Raw genomic sequence first — 21,202 nt, 5'->3', positions numbered from 1 at the left:
TAAACGCAGTATAAACGCAGTATAAACGCAGTATAAACGCAGTATAAACGCAGTATAAACGCAGTATAAACGCAGTATAAACGCAGTATAAACGCAGTATAAACGCAGTATAAACGCAGTATAAACGCAGTATAAACGCGGTATGAACGCCGTATGAAATATAAGAGGCGATTCCAGTTTCATCCATGAAAACAGCAAATATACAAACCCTGCTGGAACAGGCACTGACCCACCATCAGCAGGGCCAGTTTGAGCAGGCAGAAGCATTGTATCTGCAAGTGCTGCAAGTACAGGAAAACCAGTTTGATGCCCTGCAATTGCTGGGGACGCTGGCGCGCCAGCGCGGCAATGTACAAACCGCCATAGACTGGCTGCAACAGGCCATTGCCGTCAATCCGCAGCAAGCCATAGCCCATAGTAATCTGGGGGCCGCCCTGCAAGACCTCGGTCGTTCGCAAGAAGCAGTGGCCAGTTATGACCGCGCCTTGCTGTTGAAACCGGATTACGCCATGGCCTGCAATAACCGCGGCAACGCCCTGCGCAGCCTGCGCGAGCTGGAACAGGCACTGGCCAGCTATGACCAGGCCTTGCAGATCACGCCGGCCTATCCTGAAGCATTATTGAACCGGGGCCTGCTGTTGCAGGAGCTGGCTGAACACGAATCGGCATTGCCGGATTTTGATGATGCCTTGGCCTTGCGAAAAAATTATACGGAAGCCCTGTTTGCCCGCGCCGTCAGCCTGCAATACCTGCATGCCCACGAAGAAGCACTGCAAGACTACGACCATTTGCTACGACTACATCCCGCACACAGCGAAGCCTGGTGCAATCGCGGCATGTTGCTGCAAAAAATGCAGCAGTACGAAACTGCCTTACATAGTATCGATCAGGCACTGGCACACAAGGCTGATTTTGCCAAAGCCCATCAGCAGCGCGGTCATTGCCTGCGCCTGCTGCAACGCAATGGCGAAGCCATCAACGCCTATCAGAATGCACTGGCGCATGGTGCCAATGCAGAACAGATACACTACGCACTAGCCGCAATGGGAACGGGTGACACACCAGCCACAGCACCGCCAGGCTATGTGACAGAATTGTTTGACCAGTATGCCGACCATTTTGACCGCCATTTGCTGGATGTGCTGGGCTATACCGTGCCTGATTTACTGGCTGCTGCCATACAGCGGCACAGAAACACTGCAACATGTCACAGTCTGGATCTGGGCTGTGGTACGGGTTTGTGCGCCCCCTTATTGCGCCACTATTCAAGCAGGCTGGTGGGTGTCGATTTATCAGAAAAAATGCTGGTAAAGGCACGACAGACGGGACTATACGATAGCTTGCATTGCACCGACATTGCCAGCTTCCTGTTGACCGCCACGGCAGCAGAATATGACCTGATCGTCGCTGCCGACGTGTTTGTATATATCGGCGACTTGCAGCATGTCTTTGCCGGGGTCAGCCATGTGCTGCGACATGGCGGTCTGTTTGCGTTTTCTGCCGAAGCCGGTGATAGCCCAGATTTTTCCCTGCGCCCTTCACACCGCTATGCCCACGCCATAGCTTACCTGCAAGACCTGGCACAACAGCACGGTTTCACCATCTTAGAAACAAGCCAGGAATTTGCCCGTCGCGATCATGGCGAAGATATCGCCATTCACATCATGCTCTTGCAAAAAATCTGACGCGTAAAATCAGGCCATCGCAAGTATTGCCACCGACGTAGCGACACCGGCAAACCAGACCAGCGAGCGCAATGTACCCTGATTGGCCAGGTAGGTAATCAGGTACACGATACGAATGGCAATGAACAGCAACGCCAGTTGATCTATACGTGTCTGATCCGCATGAGACTGCTGCGCCAGCACCACAGCCGCAATAAATAGCGGCAAGGCTTCAAAACCGTTTTGTTGTGCTGCGTGCGCTCTTTGCTGCCAGCCACTGAGGTCTTTGGCCCATTCGCGTGGTGCCTGGTTATCATAGACCTGATTCTTGCCACCCCGCCTGGCTGAGCCGCCCTTGGCAAGCCCGACGCTGACGATGGGTAACGCACATGCGGCCAGTACACACCAGTTTGCTATGCTCATTTTTCTCTCCTCCCGGTTTTTATAGCGATGATTGTACCTTGCCCGTACGATACCACGTGGTGTTCTGGTAACAATTCGCAACACATTCTTTGTCAACACAATCGCGTCCGGTCGCGTTCTTGGCTTACGTAGATTGACTACGTCAAAGAAATCAACCACAGAACAGGATTCAATATGAACAAGCTGATCGCCACTCTCGTTGCTGCTACCTTCGCTATGGGTACAGCGTTCGCTAAAACTCCTGCAGAACCAGCAAAAACTGCAGTTCCACCAGTTGCTTCTGCCAGTGCATCGGCATCCGCCTCTGCGGTTGCACCAGCGCCTGCTGTCGAGAAAAAAGCAGCCAAGCATGTGAAACATGCAAAAGCGAAAAAAGCAGAAAAAACTGAAGAAACAAAAGCAGCACCTGCAAAATAATTGACACGCATCAGGTCGTTTTGAAGCAGCTTGCTGGCAAGCAGTAGATAAGTAAAATCGGCGCAAATATGCGCCGATTTTATTTTAAGAATTTGTTGTCGGCCTAGTTGTCACCACTAACGCACAAAACTTCAAGCCACCAGTTGCCAGCCCGCCTGCGTCAGCGGTAGACGGGTAACTGGTTTACCACTGGCAGCCAGTAATGCATTCGCGATTGCCGGGCCTATGGATGGTGGCCCTTCTTCGCCTACACCCCGGGCTTTTTCGCCTGTGCTGATGACCAGTACATCCAGCGGCGGTGTCTGCGCCAGCCTGACCAGGCGATAGCCATCAAAATTGCCCTGCTCGACCTGCCCGTCTCTGAAGCTGATTTCCCCAAACAGAGCAGCCGACAAACCAAACAAAGTCCCACCCATCATTTGCGCTTCGACGGCCGCAGGGTTGGCAACCAGGCCAGGGTTGATCGCTGCCGTGATTTTTATCAAACGGAATTGTCCGGGCCTGACCACGGCAATTTCAACAATATGACCGCTGAACAGTACGTCGCCAGTGCCATTCATGGCAAAGCCGCGATAATGCCCCTTTGCCAGCGGCTTGTTCCAGCCTGCGCGTTCGGCCAGGGCATTCACGAAATTGATAGCCCTGGGATTGTGCTTCAATAAACGCCGCCGGTATTCCAGGCTATCCATTCCTGCCTTGCGGGCGGCCTGTTCCAGTGTATGTTCAAGGAAGTAGCAGTTTTGTGAATTCCCTACCGAACGCCAGTAAGTACAGGGCACGCCAAAATCCACTCTGGTCCAGCGGGTATCAAACAAGGGGAAACGGTAACTGCTGCTAAACCAGCCCATGAGATAGGTCCAGTCAAAACCATCTTCCGCCGGACTATTCGTTACGCCCGTATATTCCAGCAGCGACGGGCCAGCCGTATCATGACGCAGAGCCAGTGGTAAATTATCCTGATCCATTGCCAGACACACGCGTGAAGCGGTAATGGGGCGATAATAACCAGAGCGCATATCATTTTCACGCGACCATATGGTTTTTACCGGTGCACCCACCGCCTGCGCGATCAGGGCTGCCTCGACAGCAAAATCATGTTCCAGTCTGCGGCCAAAGCCACCACCGGCGTTTTGCGTATGGATGCGCACTTGCCCAGGCTGCAATCCCAAAGCTTTGGCCACACCCTGCTGGGTATCGGTCTGGCTTTGTGTGGACAGCCAGACTTGCGCACCACCAGCAGTGACTTCTACCGTTGCATTCAGCGGTTCCATCGCTGCATGGGCCAGAAAGGGGACATCGTAGGTGGTATCAATAACCCACTTTGCCGATTCCATGGCTTTTTGTGTTTCCATGGCGTGCTGTATCCGCGTACTCTGCACCGGCAAACCTTCACCTGCTGCCACCGCCGTCAACAGACTATCACGCATGCTGGCCGTGTTGATCTTTGCATGTGCGCCATCCTGCCAGACCGGCTTTAATAATTGCAGGGCCTTGCTGGCGATCCAGTAGCGGTCTGCCACTACGGCAACGGCATTCGCCAGCCGCACGACTTTATGCACGCCCCTGATTGCCATGACCGCACTATCATCCACGCTGGACAGCGTGCTGCCAAAACGCGGTGCATGCAAGACAGCCGCCACCAGCATGCCAGGGCGCTGTACATCAATACCAAATACGGCACTGCCATCCACCCGCGCCGGGATATCCGGGCGTGGCGTGGACTGCCCCAATATTTTCCAGTCTCTGGATGCTTTGATCACTGGTTTTTCTGGTGGAACCAGCGTGGCTGCCACCTTGATCAATTCGGTATACAGCACACTGCGGCTGCTGGCCGCATGATGAACCTGTGCATTGGCGGCAGTACAGTCTTTTGCATCGACTTGCCATTGCAGCGCTGCCGCCTGTATCAACATCTGTCGCGCTGCTGCGCAGGCTGGCGCTACCGTCACCTGTGCGGAGTTAAATCCGGCACTGCCAAAGGTGGTGATGCCGGGTGGCCATTTCTGATGAAACTGCTGGATGACGGGTGCATGTTCTATCCGCACTTGCGTCAAGGGCATTTCCAGCTCTTCAGCCACGATCTGCGCGATTGCCGCATGGGTACCCTGGCCCAGATTGGTGACGGTGGTACAGGCAGTCACCACGCCGCCAGCATCCATGCTGAGCCAGAAGTCAAACGGTGACACCGGCTTATTTTTTTCATCTGCCGCTGCCACGCTATCCAGCAAAGGCAGCGTGCTGCTGCCCACGACCCAGACACCGGCAACCAGGGAAGATTTCAGGAAGCTCCTGCGTGCGGGGGAAGCGACTATGCTCATACCTTGGCCCCCTTCTTGCCTGTTTGCGGTTTCAGTCTGGCGGCAGCCGTGTGGATAGCCGCGCGAATACGCGGGTAGGTACCGCAACGGCACAGATTGGTCATGGCCGCGTCGATTTGCCTGTCTGTGGGCCGTGGAGTGGCTTTTAACAGCGCGGCAGCCGCCATCAGCATGCCCGACTGGCAATAGCCACATTGCGGTACCTGATGTTCTATCCAGGCCTGTTGCAGCACATGACTGCGATCAGGTGACAAACCTTCTATGGTGGTGATGCTGCGGCCATTCAAAGCTTCTACCGGCATGACGCAACTGCGCATGGCCTGCCCATCCAGATGCACGGTACAGGCACCGCACTGACCTGCTCCGCAGCCAAACTTGGTGCCTGTCAGGCCCAGGTCTTCACGCAATATCCACAATAGCGGGGTATCACCATCAGCCTGACACTGGCGGGCCTGGCCGTTGACTTTCAGATTCAGGTTCATATTTCCCTCCAGTTGTCTTTGGACACTAACTGCTGCGACAGATTATCTGGCAAGGTTGAATTGCAAGGACAGCGCTTGTGATGAAACCCCGAAACCCTGTTACCACCTCGCCCTTCCATAGCAGAATGAGGTCATGCCGGCTGCTATACTGTGCCACATGGAAAACCTGATCTCTGACAATGCGCTCAAGCCCCGGACTGCGGCCAGCACCGTAGCGGGTGCGTTGAAGCTGTTGCTCATCAATATCCTGATATGGACCAGCATGTGTGCCGTTGGTGCCCTGGGCAATTATGGTGATCTGGTCAAGCATGGTACCCAGCGTGGTTATGACGACATACTATGGAGCTGGATCAGCAGTCATATGCTGATGATGGTCTTCAGCACCTGCCTGTATATAATCTTCATGCGCTGCCAGAAATTTCTCAGTACTACGCGCGGCATCGTCGTTACCTATGGTCTGATGTTGCTGTGTTTTTTGCCTCTGGAAATCATTTACGTAGATATTCTTTATCTGCTTAGAAGTAAGCAGGAATTGGGCTTGTTACAGTTACAGCAAGCGATGTTCGACCTCGGAGGATTCGGTGTCTTCCTCGAATTTGCCTGGTCCACCGGTGCCTTCATTGCCGTGTTGGCGATCTGTACCTGGCGCCAGGGGCGCGTACGGGAACAGGCACTGCAACAATCCATGAACGACATACTGCGCTTGCGGCTGGATCTGGAAGAGCAAAAACTGAATGCCCTGCGCGGCCAGTTGGAACCGCACTTCATCTTCAACTGCCTGAACGCCATCAGTGCCCTGGTCAGAAGCGATGACAAGCGTATTGCCCTGACCGGCCTGAACCGGCTCAGCGACCTGTTGCGTTATGCCCTGACGGCAAGCAGCAAGGATTGGGTACGTATTGAAGATGAAATGACATTCATCCGCGATTATCTGGAATTGCAAAGACTGCGCTATGGCGAGCGTCTGCACATACACATTGATGGTGACACCACGACCATACTGGCCGGTGATTGCCCACCCTTGTTGCTGCAACCCTTGCTGGAAAATGCCTTGCGCCACGACCTTGACTGCCATGAAGGCAATAGCGACATACGCATGCAGTTCAGCCTCAAGGATGAAGAACTCAGTATCAGGGTCAGCAATACCGTCACCGATGGCAATGCGGCCAACCCAGGCCTGGGACTGGGCCTGCCACAGACCCGCGCCCGGCTGGAACTGATGTATCCCGGACGTGCCAGCATGCAAAGTGGCAAGGTATCAGATACCGGACAGAGCCGCTATGAAGTCGAAATCCGCATGCCGCTACATATGCCGGAAGGTGCAGCATCATGACCACCATACGTGCACTGATCGTCGATGACGAAGAACCTGGCCGCATCAATCTGCGCTTTGCCTTGCAAGATCATCCTGACTGGCAGATCGTAGCGGAATGCACCAGCGTGGCCGCGGCCCGTGACGTAATGGCGCAGCAGGCTGTGGATGTCATTTTTCTGGATATACAGATGCCGCGCGAAACCGGCCTGGCACTGGCACGCAGCCTGAGCCTGAATCTGAGCCTGACAACGGCCACAACACCGCCACTGATCATCTTTGTCACAGCCTTTAATGCCCACGCCATAGAAGCCTTTGAACTGCATGCTCTCGACTATCTGCTGAAGCCTTTTGATGACCAGCGTCTGGCACAGGCGCTGGAACGCGCCGCTGCCATGCTGAAGCTGCGCCAGCAAGCCAGCTATGCGCAAGCCCTGAGCAATTATGTGAAGGCAGAAGATGAAGCAAAGAATGATACGCCAGCGTACTGGCAACAGATCAGCGTGCGCTCCGTAGGCCGCATAGAATGCATACAACTCGATGAAGTGATATGGATAGAAGCGGCGGGCAATTACATGCAATTGCACCTGAAGCAGAATCAAATACGGAACCAAAATCAAACGCAGCGCCAGATATTGCACCGGGTATCGCTGAGTCAACTGGAAAAACATCTGGACCCGGCCCGCTTCATGCGCGTGCACCGTAGCGCCATCGTCCGTTGCGATCAACTCACCCAGCTTGATGTGCTGGGTGATGGTGTGTATCAGTTAGTGCTCAGCAATCAGGACAGGGTCGCTGTCAGCGAACGTTATGTTGCTGATGTCAGGCAGCGCATGCAAGATGGCTTGCGACCTGCCTGAATACGTCTTCTTTACCAGACTTTAACCCTGTCCTTGGGCGCCAGATACAGTTTCTGGCCAGGTTGCACGGCAAAGGCGTCATACCAGGCATCCAGATTACGCACGGTCAGGACACGGAACTGTCCTGGTGCATGTTCATTGGTAATGATAGCCGTGCGCAAGGTTTCATCACGCATTTTGCCACGCCAGCTGCGGGCATAGGCCAGGAAAAATTCCTGCTCATCTTCTTTGGTGATGGCCTGGCCTTTTTGTTTCATCGACGCACGGTAAGCATCGTAAGCAGCCATCAGGCCAGCCAGGTCGGCAATATTTTCACCCAGGGTCTGCGCGCCATTGACCGACAGATCAGGGAAAGCCTTGTACTGGTTGAACTGGGCGACAAGTGCCTTGGAAGATGCCTGGAAATGCGCCAGGTCAGCCTTGCTCCACCAGTTGCGCAATTCACCTTTTGCATCAAACATGGCACCGGAATTATCAAAGCTGTGGCTGATTTCATGGCCTATGGTGGCACCCAGTGCGCCGTAATTGCTGGCGTCGCTGGCATTCAAATCAAAGTTCGGTGATTGCAAATACGCAGCCGGAAAGTTGATGGCATTTTGCAGCGGCATGTTGACGGCATTCACCAGTTGCGGATTCATGCACCACTCCGTGACATCCACAGGCTGGCTAAATTTTGCCAGGGCACGACGGTATTCAAATTCCTGCGAACGCTCACGATTGCCAAAGGCATCATTCGCATCCACGCTCAGGCCGGAGTAATCACGCCATTTGTCAGGGTAACCAACACCGACATAGGTAGACTTGATTTTTGCCAGTGCTTCCTGCTTGGTGGCAGGTGTCATCCATTTCAGGGCCTGCACCCGTTCACCAAATGCGACCAGCAAATTACTCACCATGCCATTGATGCGCGTCTTGGATTCTGGCGAAAAGTTTTCGGCCACATACAATTTGCCAACTTCTTCACCCAGGGCATTATTGGTCGCTGTCACGGCATATTTCCAGCGTGGCTGTGGCGCTTTGGCACCGCTTAAAGCACTGTAAAACTTGAAGCGCTGGTCAAAGAAAGCCTGTGGCAATACTGTGGAACGCGTGTTGATGGCATGAAAGCGCAAATAATCCTGCCAGTTGGCCAGTGGTGTATTCGCCACCAGTGCCGATGAAGCTTTCATGGCACCCGGATGCCAGATGATGAATTTACTTTGGCCATCCAGACCTGCGGCCTTGAAGTAAGCAGCCCAGTCCAGACCACGCGCTTTCTTGTTGAAGTCGACCAGAGTCCAGGTATTGTCAGCCTTCAGAACGTCAGACGTTGCTTCACGATTTGCATGGCCTTTGGCGATCAGGGTTTCCAGATCAAATACGCGCCTGGCCGCCTGTTCCGGGTCCGGCACATTGGCCAGCTTCAGGGTGGCGGCGATATGTGCGAGATAATTTTTCCTTAGCTCTAGCATCTTGGGGCTGGCTGACAGATAGTATTCGCGGTCAGGCAAACCCAGTCCACCTTGCAGCAAGTAAGGCATGTATTTCGTATGGTCATGGAAACCTTGCGACACCCACAGGCCAAACAGGTTTTCAGTGAATACATTGGTGGCATTGATAGGATCAACATCGGCACGCAAATGTTTGCCCAGATAACTTGCCAGTGCAGTTTTGTCTTTCAGATCAGCAATGCTTTGCATCTCGCCCTGCAAAGGTGCCAGGCCACGCTGATTGATGACATCGGTATTCAGGTAAGAAGTATAAAAATCACCTATCTTGCGGGCCGCACTGCTGGCATCGGCTTTGGTCGCCTGTTCTATCAGCTTCAAGACCTTGGCGTCGGATTCTTCCACCAGTACATCAAAGATGCCTACTGCAACTTTATGATCGGGGATGACCGCCGTCTTTTCCCAGCCGCCATTGGCATAGCGGTTAAAGTCATCGCCCGGTGCGACGGAAGTATCCATGCCGCTTTCTGTTTTTGCAGCCGTTGCCGTTTTTGCTGCTGGCGCATCGGCGGCCTGTGCCTGTATATGCATCAAAGGCAGGGCCAGCATGAGGTGCAGGCAGACGCTGGCAACGGGCTTTAATTTAAATGTTGTCTGGTTCATTATTTTCTTTCTTGTGAATTCTTTTAGAGCTTGTTGCAAATTAAGCTGGCCAGGCAACACAACAACGGCAGCTAAATTTTGCGACAGCATCCTGGAAATACTGGCTATTGCCAGATAGTATGCAGAACGCTACTACAAATGCGTTGCGCCTGCTTCTTCCAATTTTTTCTACTGACGCGCTTTTGCGAAAGGATCATTTTCCTTCCACACCGGCATTTTTACAGCATTGGCAATTTCTCGTCCCAGGTTCAGGGTGAACTGTGCCTGTTCAGTCATGCCGGACAAATCCCATGCCGGATCGTATTCATCCGTAACCTGATGATAACGCTTGCCATAGCCACGCGCTTTTTCCTGCGAGGCTTCCGGATTCTGGATATAGTCGCGGCCACTGCCTATGGAAAAAGCCGGCACACCTGCCTTGGCAAAGCTGAAATGATCACTGCGGAAATAGCCGCCACCCACATCCACACGGGGCGGGGCAATCGTCATATTCATGGCTTGCGCGACCTTGCCGGCAGCGACAATCAGATCACTGCGGTCGGCCCCAAAGGCGCTGATGTCTTTGGTACGGCCAACAAAATTCAGGGTATCCAGATTCAGCGCAGCGGCAGTCTGCTTCAAGGGCCATAAAGGATGAGCCGCATACCAGGCACTGCCCAGCAAGCCCTGTTCTTCTGCGGCTACCCATAAAAATAGCTGGCTGCGTTTTGCCGGTTGCTGCACCGCTGCTTTGGCCATTGCCAGCAAGGCTGCCGTGCCAGAACCATTGTCTACCGCGCCGTTGTATATCTGGTCGCCTGTACCTTCCTGTTTGCCCAGATGATCCCAGTGTGCGCTGTAGATCACCAGTTCATTTTTCAACTGCGCATCTGTGCCCGGTACAATGCCAGCGATATTGAATTGTTCGAGCTGACGCACCTGCGATTTTGCTTCACCCTTGAGCCTGGCATTGATGGCCACAGGTTTAAATTCCTTGCCTTCGGCAGACTGGCGCAAGGCGTTCAAATCCAGGCCAGCCGCACTGAACAATGAAGTTGCAGCTGCATTGGTGATCCAGCCCTGCAGAGCCAGGCCCTTTGCATCCTTGTTCGCCAGCTGGAATTGCTCGCCCATGCCACCGTTTTTCAAGACATCCCAGCTCGCGTTGGCGGACACATCGGTGTGTATCAGCAAGACCCCGGCAGCACCGCGCCGCAGGGCTTCTTCGGTCTTGTAGGTGCGGCGGCCATAATAAGTCAGGGCCTTGCCACCAAAACGATCAGGCTGTTCCGCCGTCGGTTGCGGGTCATTCACCATGACGACCAGGATTTTTCCCTTGCAATCTACGCCCTTGAAATCATCCCATTGCTCCTCCGGTGCAGTAATGCCATAACCGACGAACAGCAATTCATGGTCAAACTGATGCAGGGCCATGGCATCACCCGCACTCCAGATCCAGTCATTGCCAAAATTCCAGCTCAATTGCTTGCCGGCACTTTCCACACGCAGGCTGCTTGCCTGTGGCAAGGACTTGATGCCATTGATGCTGACGGCTTGCCTGTAGCTCTTGCCATTGACAGGCAATAACCCGGCGACTGCGGCCTGGGTTTCCAGGTAAGCAACCGTCAGATCGCCGCCGCGCTGCCCGGTGCCACGGCCTTCAAACAGGTCTGAAGACAACAGCGCCAGATGGGCGCGCAAGGTGGTTTCATCCACCCTGTTCGCCTGTGCTTGCGCAAAACCATATACAGGAAGCCCCAGTGCCAATCCCAACAAGGCAGAAGATAAATAGTGTGCAGGATGTTTTTTCATTATTATTCAAAACTGGATGAGAAAAGAACAGGCCATTTGGAGTAAAAAAAGCGAAATACGTTCAACATTTGCACCTAAAATTTCATATAAGTTATATAGTCCCGCCTCATGACTGAATCACACATGTCACTCAAACCGGCCATCCTGCTCGCTACGCTGCTCTGCATGCTGGCGACACAGGCACAGGCTGCCGCCTGCAAGCTGGAACATATCCCGGTGACCCCGCTCAAGCCGGGTAGCTATGACACATTCCACGCGCTGGCTAAATCCGTGGAATTGCGCTTCCACAGCGATACCAATGATCCTGAAGTCGATGCCTTTCCTGAACCGCCCTTACAGGTATTGCACAATGCCACGCATCAGCAGTGTGAAATCAACAGCGGTATCTGGGTCAGAAAGGATGTCTATCTGAGCCAGGATGAACAGGTATTGGTGACGCATGAATACAGTGGATCAAACGATTTCTTGATGTTTTACAAGACAGCCGATTGCAGCAAGCTGCATGAACTGGATGTATCCATTTCCAAATGGCAGATCACGGGGAATATCATTCATGTAAAGGAAAATGGGAAAAAATCGCGGAAATACGAATTAGATGTTAGCTGTAAGCCCCTGGCAGCTAAAAAATAATACTGTAATATTTTCCCGCCTAGTTGAAAGCGAGGTTTTTATATTAAATCAAGTACATACCAAGCATCTCTGCCATCACTTCAATGATGCGAAACAAGAAATGAAATCACATAAGCTTTTGTCAGGGCCTAATATGAAAACGGCATGATGAAAAAATTGAGGGTTATTTTTATTTGGCCTTGCCCAAACAAAATTTCCAACTTGATATAGATGTCCGAACGAAACGACAGGCTTCAAATCTTCGCTGGAATTCCCATACTCATGCGTAGACTTAAAGCTTCCATCTTTGGCAAATACGTAATCTGTCCCAGAATCACAACTTGCCAGGCAATATATCAATTTATCCTGGCCATTCCATCTGGACAATCTTCGAAATTCTTTTGCTCTAATCAGTTTGCTACTTGCAATCCAGGCAACTTGTTTCAAAAGTTCATTTTCGCGACTGGAGAACACTTCAAACTTCGGATGCTCAAAACTTCGTTTTACCAAGCTGAGGTCGCCCTTTTCCTGAATAAGCACCAACACTTCCAAGGGGTAAAAATTTCTATCTTGTCCCTCATCTACGCGAAATTCGACAACAGCATGCTCTTTCAAAAGCACGGTTTCTGAAGTAGAAGCAAAAAGCTTGGTATTGGTCAGCAACAAAAGACAGCAAAGGATTTTTTGCAAGTTTCTTTTGATCATTTTTATGCAACACAAGAATAAAATTTTCAAAAACATAGGGCAAACACATCGAAGTGCTTGCCCTATATTCTCCTTCGATAAAAACTACATGCTAGCAACTAAGCCAGATGCCGCAATTCCCGCAGAGCCACTGACACGGGTGCCAAATCCGGTCCCTGTGCGCTGATCGTGGTCAGCAAGGCGGTCAGCCTGTCTATGGCTGGTGCATGCTGGGCATGCCAGTTGCTGACGTCTTCCTGCCGTGACAATAGTCCACGGGTGATCTGGCTGGCGATCGAATACACATCATCACGTGCACTGCCACGCGCCTGGGTCTGCCACAGTGTGTCGGTAGGCAGGCGGTTGATCTGGTTACGCCAGCCTGTCAGGCCCAGCTCATCATCAATACCAAAGTAGGCACGGGCCGCCTGTTCCAGGCCGGTGCTGGTGCTTTGCGCCAGGTCAACCAGGTCCAGTGCCGGGAAGATGTATTCCAGCGCCGTCAGGTTTTGCGCCAATGTGGCCTCAACACCTGCCTGCGTCAGTGCATCTGCCTCTTTTTGCCAGCTGGCATGGGCATTGGCTGGCAGCCAGTCTGCCAGTTGCCAGCGCAGCTCGCGGGCGGCAGGTTGATAACGTTGTATCAGTGTCGGCAGATCAGTGCTTTGCGAACGTATGCGCAACATCCAGCGCGAGGCTCTTTGGGCAATCGCAATCAGCTTGGACAGCAGATCAAGTTGCAGTTTGGAATCGACCACATAATCAAGTGCATCGATCTGATCCCACAAAGGTTCCAGATCAAAAATCTCACGTGCCAGAGTGAAGGCGCGAATCACATCAGCCGCCGTCGCACCAGCTTCAGAAGCGATGAAATTGACGAAGGTTGCGCCGGCACGGTTCACCACGGTATTGGTGATGAAGGTAGCGATGATTTCACGTTTCAGCGGGTGATGCGTAATCGCTTCGGCAAAACGTTCCGACAGGACTTGCGGGAAGTAAGCCTTCAATGCACGGCTGAAGAAGGGGTCATCCGGCAGATTGCTGGCGACCAGTTCATCAAACACTGACATCTTGGCATAGGCCAGTACCACCGCACCTTCCGGTGCAGTCAGGCCCTGTTTCAATGCCTTGCGATGGAAGATTTCATCATCGCTGGGCAGGTATTCAATGGCACGGTTCAGTCGCCCCTGTTTTTCCAGAGACTGCATCAGCCTTTGCTGGCCATCAAGCACATACAATGGACGATGCGCAGCAATATCCAGTGCCTGGCTTTGATAATAATTGTCAGTCAATACCAGGTGGCCGACTTCATCCGTCATCGACGCCAGCAAGTCGTTACGCTGTTTGAGTGTAAGGTCACCGGCTTCAACGATGCCACCCAACAGAATCTTGATGTTGACTTCATGATCAGAGCAATCGACACCGGCAGAATTGTCTATCGCATCGGTATAGATGCGCCCACCTTTTTGCGCGAATTCTATGCGGCCATTCTGGGTACAACCAAGATTTCCGCCCTCGGCCAAGACCTTGCAGCGCAGGTCACTGCCGTTGACGCGGAAGGCATCGCCCGCTTTATCACCAACCTGGGCATGGGTTTCATATTTGGCTTTGACATAGGTGCCTATGCCGCCGTTGTACAACAGATCAACGGGGGCTTGCAGAATGGCACGCAGCAATTCTACCGGCGCCAGTTCAGCCGTTTCTATACCCAATACAGCGCGTGCCTCAGGGCTGAGGCTGATGGATTTAGCCGTACGTGGATAGACACCACCGCCGGCAGAGATCAGACTTTTTTCGTAATCATCCCAGCTGGAACGCGGCAGGTTGAACAGGCGCTGACGTTCGGCAAATGAAGCCGCCACATCTGGTGATGGATCAATAAAGATATGGCGATGATCAAACGCCGCCACCAGTTTGATATGCTGGGACAACAGCATGCCATTGCCAAACACATCGCCTGACATGTCACCGATACCGGCTACTGTAAATTCAGTATCCTGCGTATTCACACCCACCGAACGGAAATGGCGCTTGACCGATTCCCAGGCACCGCGGGCGGTGATACCCATTTTCTTGTGGTCATAGCCCACCGAGCCGCCGGATGCAAACGCATCACCCAGCCAGAAGCCATAATCAGCCGACACGCCATTGGCGATATCCGAGAAGGTGGCCGTGCCCTTGTCTGCCGCTACGACCAGGTAAGGATCGTCAATATCATGACGGACGACCAGCTTCGGTGGTACTACCGCACCCTTGACGATATTGTCTGTCACATCCAGCAGGCCGGACAGGAAGATTTTATAGCAGGCCACGCCTTCTGCCTGATAGGCTTCACGGTCTGTCGCCGGTGGCGCATTTTTCAGCACAAAACCACCTTTGGAACCGACCGGCACAATTACCGTATTTTTGACTTGCTGGGCCTTCACCAGGCCCAGGATTTCAGTACGGAAATCTTCACGTCTGTCAGACCAGCGCAGGCCGCCACGGGCCACTTTGCCACCGCGCAGATGCACACCTTCAACACGGGGGGAATACACCCAGATTTCAAACAAGGGTTTCGGTTCAGGCACTCCCGGCACTTCACGCGGATTGAGCTTGAAGCTCATGTAAGGCTTGAACGCGCCAGTCGCCGTGGTTTGCCACAGATTGGTACGCAAGGTGGCAACGATGGTGGCGATAAACTGACGCAAGATGCGGTCTTCATCCAGGCTTGCTACATTGCTCATCTGGTTTTCCAGCTGTTCGCGTATATGCTTTTGCGCCTGCTCGCGATCACCAACATAATCGGGCTTGAAACGGGCACCAAACAGTTCGGCGATCAGTTGGGTGATGGCGGCATTTTTGTTGAGCGCTGCTTCTATATAGTTCTGGCTATAGGCAAAGCCCAGTTGCTTGAAGTAACGTGAACAGGCACGCAGGACAGCGATGGAACGCGCATCCAATGCAGTATTAAGCACCAGGCGATTGAGGTCATCACTTTCAACCTCACCACCCCAGGCTTGCGAAAACAGGTTTTCAAAGCGCAGTTTGACCGCAGACAAATCGGTATTGACAGGTAATTGCAAGCCCAGGTCATGTATCCATAAAGTCTCGGCACCGCTGACAATGGCGTAAGGATGTTCATCCAGTACCCTGGCACCCATGTGTTCCAGCACCGGCAGGGAATCAGACAGGGCCACCTTGGCGGTGTTATAAATCTTGAAGCGCAGATTGCCCGGGCCAGCGTCGAGTGGCCGGTACAGCTTGACCATCATCGGTGATCCTGCATTCAGGCCGGCCAGCATTTCTGCATCTTCGGCACCAACCAGTGCAGAAAAATCTTCACGGTATGCAGTAGGGAAGGCATTCGCAAAACGGTTTGCCAGGCTCAGGCCATTGCCTTCGCCATGCGAGCGCAACAGCTCTGAGGTGCAATCATCTTCCCAGCGCTGTGCGAGTTTGGCGATGCGTGCTTCCAGCATGGCCAGATTGACGTTTTGAGGAGCCACATCCTTGGCCCTGACCAGGTAATGAATGCGCGCCAGCGGGCTGTCGGTCAGCATGGGGGTAAACTCGATGGATTGACCATTCAGGGCCATCATCAATTCATTGCCGATCTTGACGCGTAACTCGGTGTTATAGCGGTCACGCGGGACAAACGCCTGGGCCGAGGTGAAGCGGCCAAAAGGATCTCGGCGCAGGAACAGACGGGTGCGCTGACGTTCTTGCAGGCGGAGAATACCTATCGCGTGCTCAGCCAGGGTGGCAGCATCGATCTGGAACAACTCATCACGCGGATAATCATCGAGAATGGCTTGCAGGGACTTGGCCGCATGGCTTTCCGGCACGACGCCAGACGTGCTCATGACATTCGCCACACGCTGCCGCACCAGCGGGATATTGCCCACCGCTTCAGAATACGCTGTTGAAGTGTACAGACCCAGGAAACGCGATTCACCAATGACATTACCCGCGTCATCAAAACGCTTGACGGCGATATAGTCCAGCCAGGCAGGCCTGTGCACGGTAGCACGTGTCATGGCCTTGGTGACCATGACCATTTCTGTTGATTCCATCAAGGCCACGACTTCTGGCGGCAAACGGGTTTCAGCTGTTTTGACAGGGCCACGCAAAATACCCAGACCAGAATCGGCTATCGCCACCAGACTGACATTGTCGCCGTCACGCTTCAGATCGTAGTCGCGCACACCAAGGAAAGTGAAATGGCGGTCTTCCAGCCAGGCCAGGAAAGCAATCGCTTCATCACGTTTTTCTGGTGACTGGGTAGATTTTTCACAGGCGGCACGTACTTCGCGTGCCCGTGCCAGCATGGGTTGCCAGTCGACCACGGCACCACGCACATCGGACAAGACACTTTTCAAGTCTTCCACCAGCGCCTGCTGGGCTGCCGGATCAACAATGCGGTCACATTCCACCAGGATCAGGGATTCGACCGGATCAGCATGTCCCGCCGCCTTGGCCGCAGCCACGGTACTGACCGAAGCCACACTGCCGCTGGCATCCCGCACCACGCTCAGCAAAGGATGCACTATCCAGTGTGCAGTACGGCCACTGCGATTGATCGCCATCGTCACCGAATCCACCAGGAAAGGCATATTGTCATTGACGATCTGCACGACCGTGTGATCACTGACAAAACCATCTTCTGCCAAGGTCGGGTTAAACACGCGTATCTTCGGCGTATGCGCCGTACGCGGTGCATCCAGCAAACGCCAGTGGGCATTCGCCTGCGCAAACAGGGTAGCCGGACCACGGGCAATGATTTCATCCGGGTCGGTATTTTCAAAATACGCGGTAATAAAATGGCCCTGACGCTCGGTAGCAGGTCCTGTGTGCGCTTGCGCATAAGCGATCAGCTCAGCGAAGTGGGAAGAGGTCATACGTTCTCCTTCTGATTGGAAGATAACGAGAGATAAGTTTGCAGCGGTGCGTGCAATCTGGTGGTGCAAGTATCCTCCATTATGCATGTTCAAACAAACGTATGCTCCGACATCAAAACGAGCACGACCGTGCGGCAAACCAGTGAAACAGGACAAAGACGGATATTGCGTGCTTAAGTGTTGCTTACTCCGACAAAAATGCAGACAAAATACAAAAATATTCAGACAGCGATAAATACAAACTTTCTGCGTTTTCTCAAATTTTCAGACGAGGCGATCAGAAAAAAACACACGAATGCCAATGTGCAGTGCAGCATACCTGGCCCACCATCCCACCATCCCACCATCCCACCATCAATGCATACGATCATTAAACCGAACCGGCTGCATGAACCATCCCACAATACTGGCGACCAGCATGATGGCGGCGACCCACACCAGGCTGCGCCAGGGTTGGCCGCCGCTTTTGATGATCTCGAAACTCTCGACAAACACGGTTTCGCAGGCACCATTGCCGGTATCGGTGCGGACTATGCTGGTGCCGCGCTTGAAGGGCATGCCGTTATGATGGTGTGAATATTCAGACAGGCGGCCACGGAAATGGATCTGGTCGCCGACCTGTACCTTTTGCATGATCTTGGCCAGCCTGGTCTGATCGGTCAGCAAATGATTATTTGAAATCGCGGTTTCATCAAAGGCAGCAAAGGCTTCCATGGAACTGCTGCCGTAATTGCAGGTGAACTGGCCGCTGGAAAAGTTCAGGTCTCCATAGGCACCGGTTTTCACGTTCTTGCCCCAGACCACGCACAAATCCACCACGTTCAGGTTATCGTTCCATTCGCGGTGCAAATAATCCCACCAGGCATTCGCATCATGCTTGCTGACAACCAGGCCGACCAGGTCGTAGTCATACAGCGGCTGTACCGTATAGTTGACACCACCTCGCGTGGTCTGGAAAGCCTTTTGGGTAATTTCGGTTTGCACCGGCTCATTGAGCAGGATGGAATTCAATTCTGACGAGGGCGGCAATATATCGCGCCGCCAGATGGAAATCACCAGCAACCAGGCGCTGAAGAATACCAGCCAGCGTAAAGTGGTTCTGATCATGAGCCGGACGCCATGCTATGACTTAGTCCAGCTTCAACAGGCTGGCATCATGCAGGGAACAGGACTGGACTCTGGCACCAAAAAAGTCGGCCTGCAATTGAAATGCACGCAAAATGCGTTGTTGCCCGGCTTCATCTTCGGGCAGGCTGAATACTACTTTCAGGAGTGGCGTGCCAGAATTTACCGCCGCAGCGACTGATAGCGGAGCAGATGTTGCCGATATTGCCGATATTGCCGATATTGCCGATATTGCCGATATTGCCGATGTTGTCGATGTTGTCGATAGCACAGTTGAAGTGGTTTGTGCAGCATCGCCCTGCTGATGGCGCATTTCTGCCATTATCTCTGCTTCGCTGATGAGGACGCTGTCATGCGCGCCCTGGAATTTTTTTACGCCACCATTGCTGACGGCGATACCACCGGTAATTTCAAATTCAGCGGAGGAAATTCTTTCATAATGAAACGCTTCCCAGCCGCTTTGTTGCTGCTTGCGTTGTGCCACAATCGCCATCGCTGCTGCAGCCAGGCCACCGCCAGCAATCATTCCTACCGGCAGCATATCTGCCAGGCTGGTCGGAAGGCTGTCTTGCAAAGAATCGCTCATGGTCTGCGCATCAATAAAAAAGGATCAGCCTGCATTGTATTCTTGTTCGGGAATGCAATACAGAACTGACCCTCTGGACAGGCCATATCAGCAGATTTATTTCTTGCCGTCAGCGCTTGCTGTTGTTTCCTTGCCGTCTTCTTTCTTTTCTTCCGCCGGTGGGTCTTTAGGCAAAGGCTTGCGCGGCAGCATGTCGTTGCGGTTTGCGGTATGGGCGACAAAGCTGGCCAGGACCAGGGAAGCCTGGGTCAGGTCGCTTTTTTGCACCTTGTCGTACAGGTCCATGCTGGAATGATGGGTACGGCTGAAATAATCCATGTCATCCTGAACGAACTGGAAGCCTGGTACGCCAACGCGATCAAAACTCACATGGTCAGTGCTGCCGGTGCTGCGCAGAGTGGTGGTGGTAGCGCCGACATCATTGAAAGGGGCCAGCCAGGCATCAAAAATCGGTTTGACGGCTGCATTGTTTTCCGCATAGATGCCACGGATTTTGCCGCCACCATTGTCCAGGTTGAAATACGCAGAAATCTTGCCATGCATGGGCTTGACGCTCATGGGGCCGGTCAGCTTGCGGGCAAACGATGGCAATTCCAGTTCCTTGGGATCGGTCGGTTCAGGGCGCGAAGCTACCCATTTATTGACATAGGCGCGTGAACCCAGCAAGCCCTGCTCTTCACCACCCCACAAGGCTATACGTATGGTACGGCGCGGCTTGAAACCACTGACCTTCAACAGACGCACTGCCTCCATCACCATGGCTACACCAGCCGCATTGTCGGTGGCACCGGTGCCACCATGCCATGAATCCAGATGCGCGCCCAGCATGACGATTTCATCCTTTTTGTCGGTGCCGGGGATTTCAGCAAGCACATTGATGGCGGCTTCCGGATCTTCGTCATTGAATCTGGCCTTGATATCGATTTCCAGTTCCACGTCTTTTTTCTTTTCGACCAGGCGGTACAGGCGATTATAGGTTTCGCTGGCCACGACCAGATTGGCGGGGCCAGTGGCTTCATCCTTTTTGTAAGAGCCACCTTCCTGGACAAAAATGGTGCCATCTTCCCCGCGCGTGACGTTCAGTGCTGCCAGTACTTTTTCTTCGGTCAGGAAAGTGCGCAGTTTCTTGCGAAAGGCCAGTTGCTTGATGTAGGTCGGCAAATCACCACGACGCGAAGGAGCGGCTTCAAAATCGACCTTGGTCAGTTCATCCAGTTCTTCATGTGAATAACGATGCGCATCGGCTTTCATATGCGGCTTGATGGGCAGGGGTTCATCCAGCAACACAATTGCACCAGCCAGTTTGCCCTTCCATTTGGCCAGGTCTTCATCGGCCAGCATTTTTGCAATCATCAGCTTGCCACGCTGCATGCCATCGGTACCTGGCGTCCAGGCCTTGGGGATGGCGTACACATCAAACTGTGAAGGTGAGACCATGCGCAAGGTTGTCTTTTCCAGCGTCCAGCCACGGCCAAAGGGGGCAAAGCTTTCGCTGTGCACATTCTGCAAACCCCATTCACTGAATTTTGAACGCGTCCATTCACTGGCTTTGCGCAATGCCGGTGAGCCGGTCAGGCGCGGCCCGATTTCATCGGTCAGTACGCCAAAAATTTCCTGGGCCTTGGAGCGGTTCATGGCTTCATCACGCAAGCGGGTAATGAGTTCAAGATCGACCTTCTCTTCAGTCGCGGCAGCGGCAAAGCTGGCGCTTGCGGTAAAACTGCTGGCGACGATGGCGGTACCCAATAAAACGTGAAACATGCGCATTGCTGGTCTCCTGTAGGAAATCTGGGGTGTCTTTGATAGTGACATTGCTTTGTTGCAAAGCTGGGTCGGGTTCATTTAGCTTAATTTGTCCTGCTGCTAAAAGCATTGCTTTGAGTTAATAATTGCGCTTTTGTTCCTTGTTTTCAGGGGAATTCAGCAAATTTTTCAACATTTGCAGGGAATTTATCTTAAAA

General features: G+C 53.0%; 15 protein-coding genes. 4 read left to right on the top strand and 11 right to left on the bottom strand.

What is annotated here, in order from left to right:
* Positions 1–185: 185 nt before the first annotated feature.
* Positions 186–1,685, top strand: coding sequence for a tetratricopeptide repeat protein (locus tag H8L32_RS04270; protein ID WP_186945939.1), 1,500 nt, complete (start codon positions 186–188; stop codon positions 1,683–1,685).
* 9 nt (positions 1,686–1,694) lie between these two features.
* Here the strand turns inward: H8L32_RS04270 and H8L32_RS04265 are convergent, their stop codons facing one another.
* From H8L32_RS04265 to H8L32_RS04250, 4 genes are all read right to left on the bottom strand, one after another.
* Complete coding sequence (locus H8L32_RS04265) at positions 1,695–2,087, bottom strand: MAPEG family protein (protein ID WP_186945938.1); 393 nt, start codon at positions 2,085–2,087, stop codon at positions 1,695–1,697.
* Between the two features lie 137 nt (positions 2,088–2,224).
* Positions 2,225–2,515 (bottom strand): hypothetical protein, encoded by a 291-nt coding sequence (locus H8L32_RS04260; protein ID WP_186945937.1) that lies wholly within the window; start codon positions 2,513–2,515, stop codon positions 2,225–2,227.
* A gap of 120 nt (positions 2,516–2,635) precedes the next feature.
* Positions 2,636–4,822, bottom strand: coding sequence for a xanthine dehydrogenase family protein molybdopterin-binding subunit (locus H8L32_RS04255; protein ID WP_186945936.1), 2,187 nt, complete (start codon positions 4,820–4,822; stop codon positions 2,636–2,638).
* A complete protein-coding gene (locus tag H8L32_RS04250; RefSeq protein WP_408058818.1) occupies positions 4,819–5,298 on the bottom strand; it encodes a (2Fe-2S)-binding protein in 480 nt (159 codons plus the stop codon). The genes H8L32_RS04255 and H8L32_RS04250 overlap by 4 nt, the downstream gene beginning before the upstream one ends.
* Positions 5,299–5,437: 139 nt before the next feature.
* On the opposite strand from H8L32_RS04250, the gene H8L32_RS04245 reads away from it, so the two are divergent.
* Both H8L32_RS04245 and H8L32_RS04240 read left to right on the top strand, forming a co-directional pair.
* Complete coding sequence (locus tag H8L32_RS04245) at positions 5,438–6,637, top strand: sensor histidine kinase (protein ID WP_230412053.1); 1,200 nt, start codon at positions 5,438–5,440, stop codon at positions 6,635–6,637.
* A complete protein-coding gene (locus H8L32_RS04240; protein ID WP_186945934.1) occupies positions 6,634–7,476 on the top strand; it encodes a LytR/AlgR family response regulator transcription factor in 843 nt (280 codons plus the stop codon). The genes H8L32_RS04245 and H8L32_RS04240 overlap by 4 nt, the downstream gene beginning before the upstream one ends.
* 11 nt (positions 7,477–7,487) lie before the next feature.
* Here the strand turns inward: H8L32_RS04240 and H8L32_RS04235 are convergent, their stop codons facing one another.
* Positions 7,488–9,566 carry a M13 family metallopeptidase gene (locus tag H8L32_RS04235; protein ID WP_186945933.1) on the bottom strand — a complete coding sequence of 693 codons (2,079 nt, stop codon included), beginning with the start codon at positions 9,564–9,566 and terminating at the stop codon, positions 7,488–7,490.
* A 168-nt stretch (positions 9,567–9,734) separates the two neighbouring features.
* Positions 9,735–11,357, bottom strand: a complete 1,623-nt coding sequence (locus H8L32_RS04230) for a M28 family peptidase (RefSeq protein ID WP_186945932.1) — start codon at positions 11,355–11,357, stop codon at positions 9,735–9,737.
* Positions 11,358–11,465: 108 nt separating this feature from the next.
* Between H8L32_RS04230 and H8L32_RS04225 the strand changes: the two genes are divergently transcribed.
* The gene (locus H8L32_RS04225; protein WP_186945931.1) at positions 11,466–11,987 is read left to right on the top strand and encodes a hypothetical protein; all 522 of its coding nucleotides are present in this window, start codon (positions 11,466–11,468) and stop codon (positions 11,985–11,987) included.
* Positions 11,988–12,062: 75 nt separating this feature from the next.
* Here H8L32_RS04225 and H8L32_RS04220 read toward each other — a convergent pair whose 3' ends face one another.
* The 5 genes from H8L32_RS04220 to H8L32_RS04200 all read right to left on the bottom strand — a co-directional run bounded on the left by H8L32_RS04220 (position 12,063) and on the right by H8L32_RS04200 (position 21,008).
* Complete coding sequence (locus H8L32_RS04220; RefSeq protein WP_186945930.1) at positions 12,063–12,671, bottom strand: hypothetical protein; 609 nt, start codon at positions 12,669–12,671, stop codon at positions 12,063–12,065.
* 98 nt (positions 12,672–12,769) lie between these two features.
* Complete coding sequence (locus H8L32_RS04215; RefSeq protein ID WP_186945929.1) at positions 12,770–17,530, bottom strand: NAD-glutamate dehydrogenase; 4,761 nt, start codon at positions 17,528–17,530, stop codon at positions 12,770–12,772.
* A 354-nt stretch (positions 17,531–17,884) separates the two neighbouring features.
* Positions 17,885–18,637: a hypothetical protein gene (locus H8L32_RS04210; RefSeq protein ID WP_186945928.1), complete on the bottom strand. Its 753-nt coding sequence runs from the start codon at positions 18,635–18,637 to the stop codon at positions 17,885–17,887.
* 22 nt (positions 18,638–18,659) lie between these two features.
* Positions 18,660–19,241, bottom strand: a complete 582-nt coding sequence (locus H8L32_RS04205; protein WP_186945927.1) for a hypothetical protein — start codon at positions 19,239–19,241, stop codon at positions 18,660–18,662.
* Between the two features lie 96 nt (positions 19,242–19,337).
* Complete coding sequence (locus H8L32_RS04200) at positions 19,338–21,008, bottom strand: M20/M25/M40 family metallo-hydrolase (RefSeq protein WP_222619191.1); 1,671 nt, start codon at positions 21,006–21,008, stop codon at positions 19,338–19,340.
* Positions 21,009–21,202: the final 194 nt, after the last annotated feature.

Source organism: Undibacterium hunanense (assembly GCF_014284335.1).
Classification (GTDB): Bacteria; Pseudomonadota; Gammaproteobacteria; order Burkholderiales; family Burkholderiaceae_D; genus Undibacterium; species Undibacterium hunanense.
Note: the sequence above shows the minus strand (reverse complement) of the source record. Positions and strands in the feature narration are given on the sequence as shown.

What these genes read in the sequence shown, in the direction of transcription:
- H8L32_RS04215 (WP_186945929.1), bottom strand. Translation starts at nt 17,530, where the DNA reads ATGACCTCTTCCCACTTCGCTGAGCTGATCGCTTATGCGCAAGCGCAC.
- H8L32_RS04265 (WP_186945938.1), bottom strand. Translation starts at nt 2,087, where the DNA reads ATGAGCATAGCAAACTGGTGTGTACTGGCCGCATGTGCGTTACCCATC.
- H8L32_RS04230 (WP_186945932.1), bottom strand. Translation starts at nt 11,357, where the DNA reads ATGAAAAAACATCCTGCACACTATTTATCTTCTGCCTTGTTGGGATTG.
- H8L32_RS04235 (WP_186945933.1), bottom strand. Translation starts at nt 9,566, where the DNA reads ATGAACCAGACAACATTTAAATTAAAGCCCGTTGCCAGCGTCTGCCTG.
- H8L32_RS04210 (WP_186945928.1), bottom strand. Translation starts at nt 18,637, where the DNA reads ATGATCAGAACCACTTTACGCTGGCTGGTATTCTTCAGCGCCTGGTTG.
- H8L32_RS04205 (WP_186945927.1), bottom strand. Translation starts at nt 19,241, where the DNA reads ATGAGCGATTCTTTGCAAGACAGCCTTCCGACCAGCCTGGCAGATATG.
- H8L32_RS04245 (WP_230412053.1), top strand. Translation starts at nt 5,438, where the DNA reads ATGCCGGCTGCTATACTGTGCCACATGGAAAACCTGATCTCTGACAAT.
- H8L32_RS04270 (WP_186945939.1), top strand. Translation starts at nt 186, where the DNA reads ATGAAAACAGCAAATATACAAACCCTGCTGGAACAGGCACTGACCCAC.
- H8L32_RS04260 (WP_186945937.1), bottom strand. Translation starts at nt 2,515, where the DNA reads ATGCGTGTCAATTATTTTGCAGGTGCTGCTTTTGTTTCTTCAGTTTTT.
- H8L32_RS04255 (WP_186945936.1), bottom strand. Translation starts at nt 4,822, where the DNA reads ATGAGCATAGTCGCTTCCCCCGCACGCAGGAGCTTCCTGAAATCTTCC.
- H8L32_RS04225 (WP_186945931.1), top strand. Translation starts at nt 11,466, where the DNA reads ATGACTGAATCACACATGTCACTCAAACCGGCCATCCTGCTCGCTACG.
- H8L32_RS04220 (WP_186945930.1), bottom strand. Translation starts at nt 12,671, where the DNA reads ATGATCAAAAGAAACTTGCAAAAAATCCTTTGCTGTCTTTTGTTGCTG.
- H8L32_RS04240 (WP_186945934.1), top strand. Translation starts at nt 6,634, where the DNA reads ATGACCACCATACGTGCACTGATCGTCGATGACGAAGAACCTGGCCGC.
- H8L32_RS04200 (WP_222619191.1), bottom strand. Translation starts at nt 21,008, where the DNA reads ATGCGCATGTTTCACGTTTTATTGGGTACCGCCATCGTCGCCAGCAGT.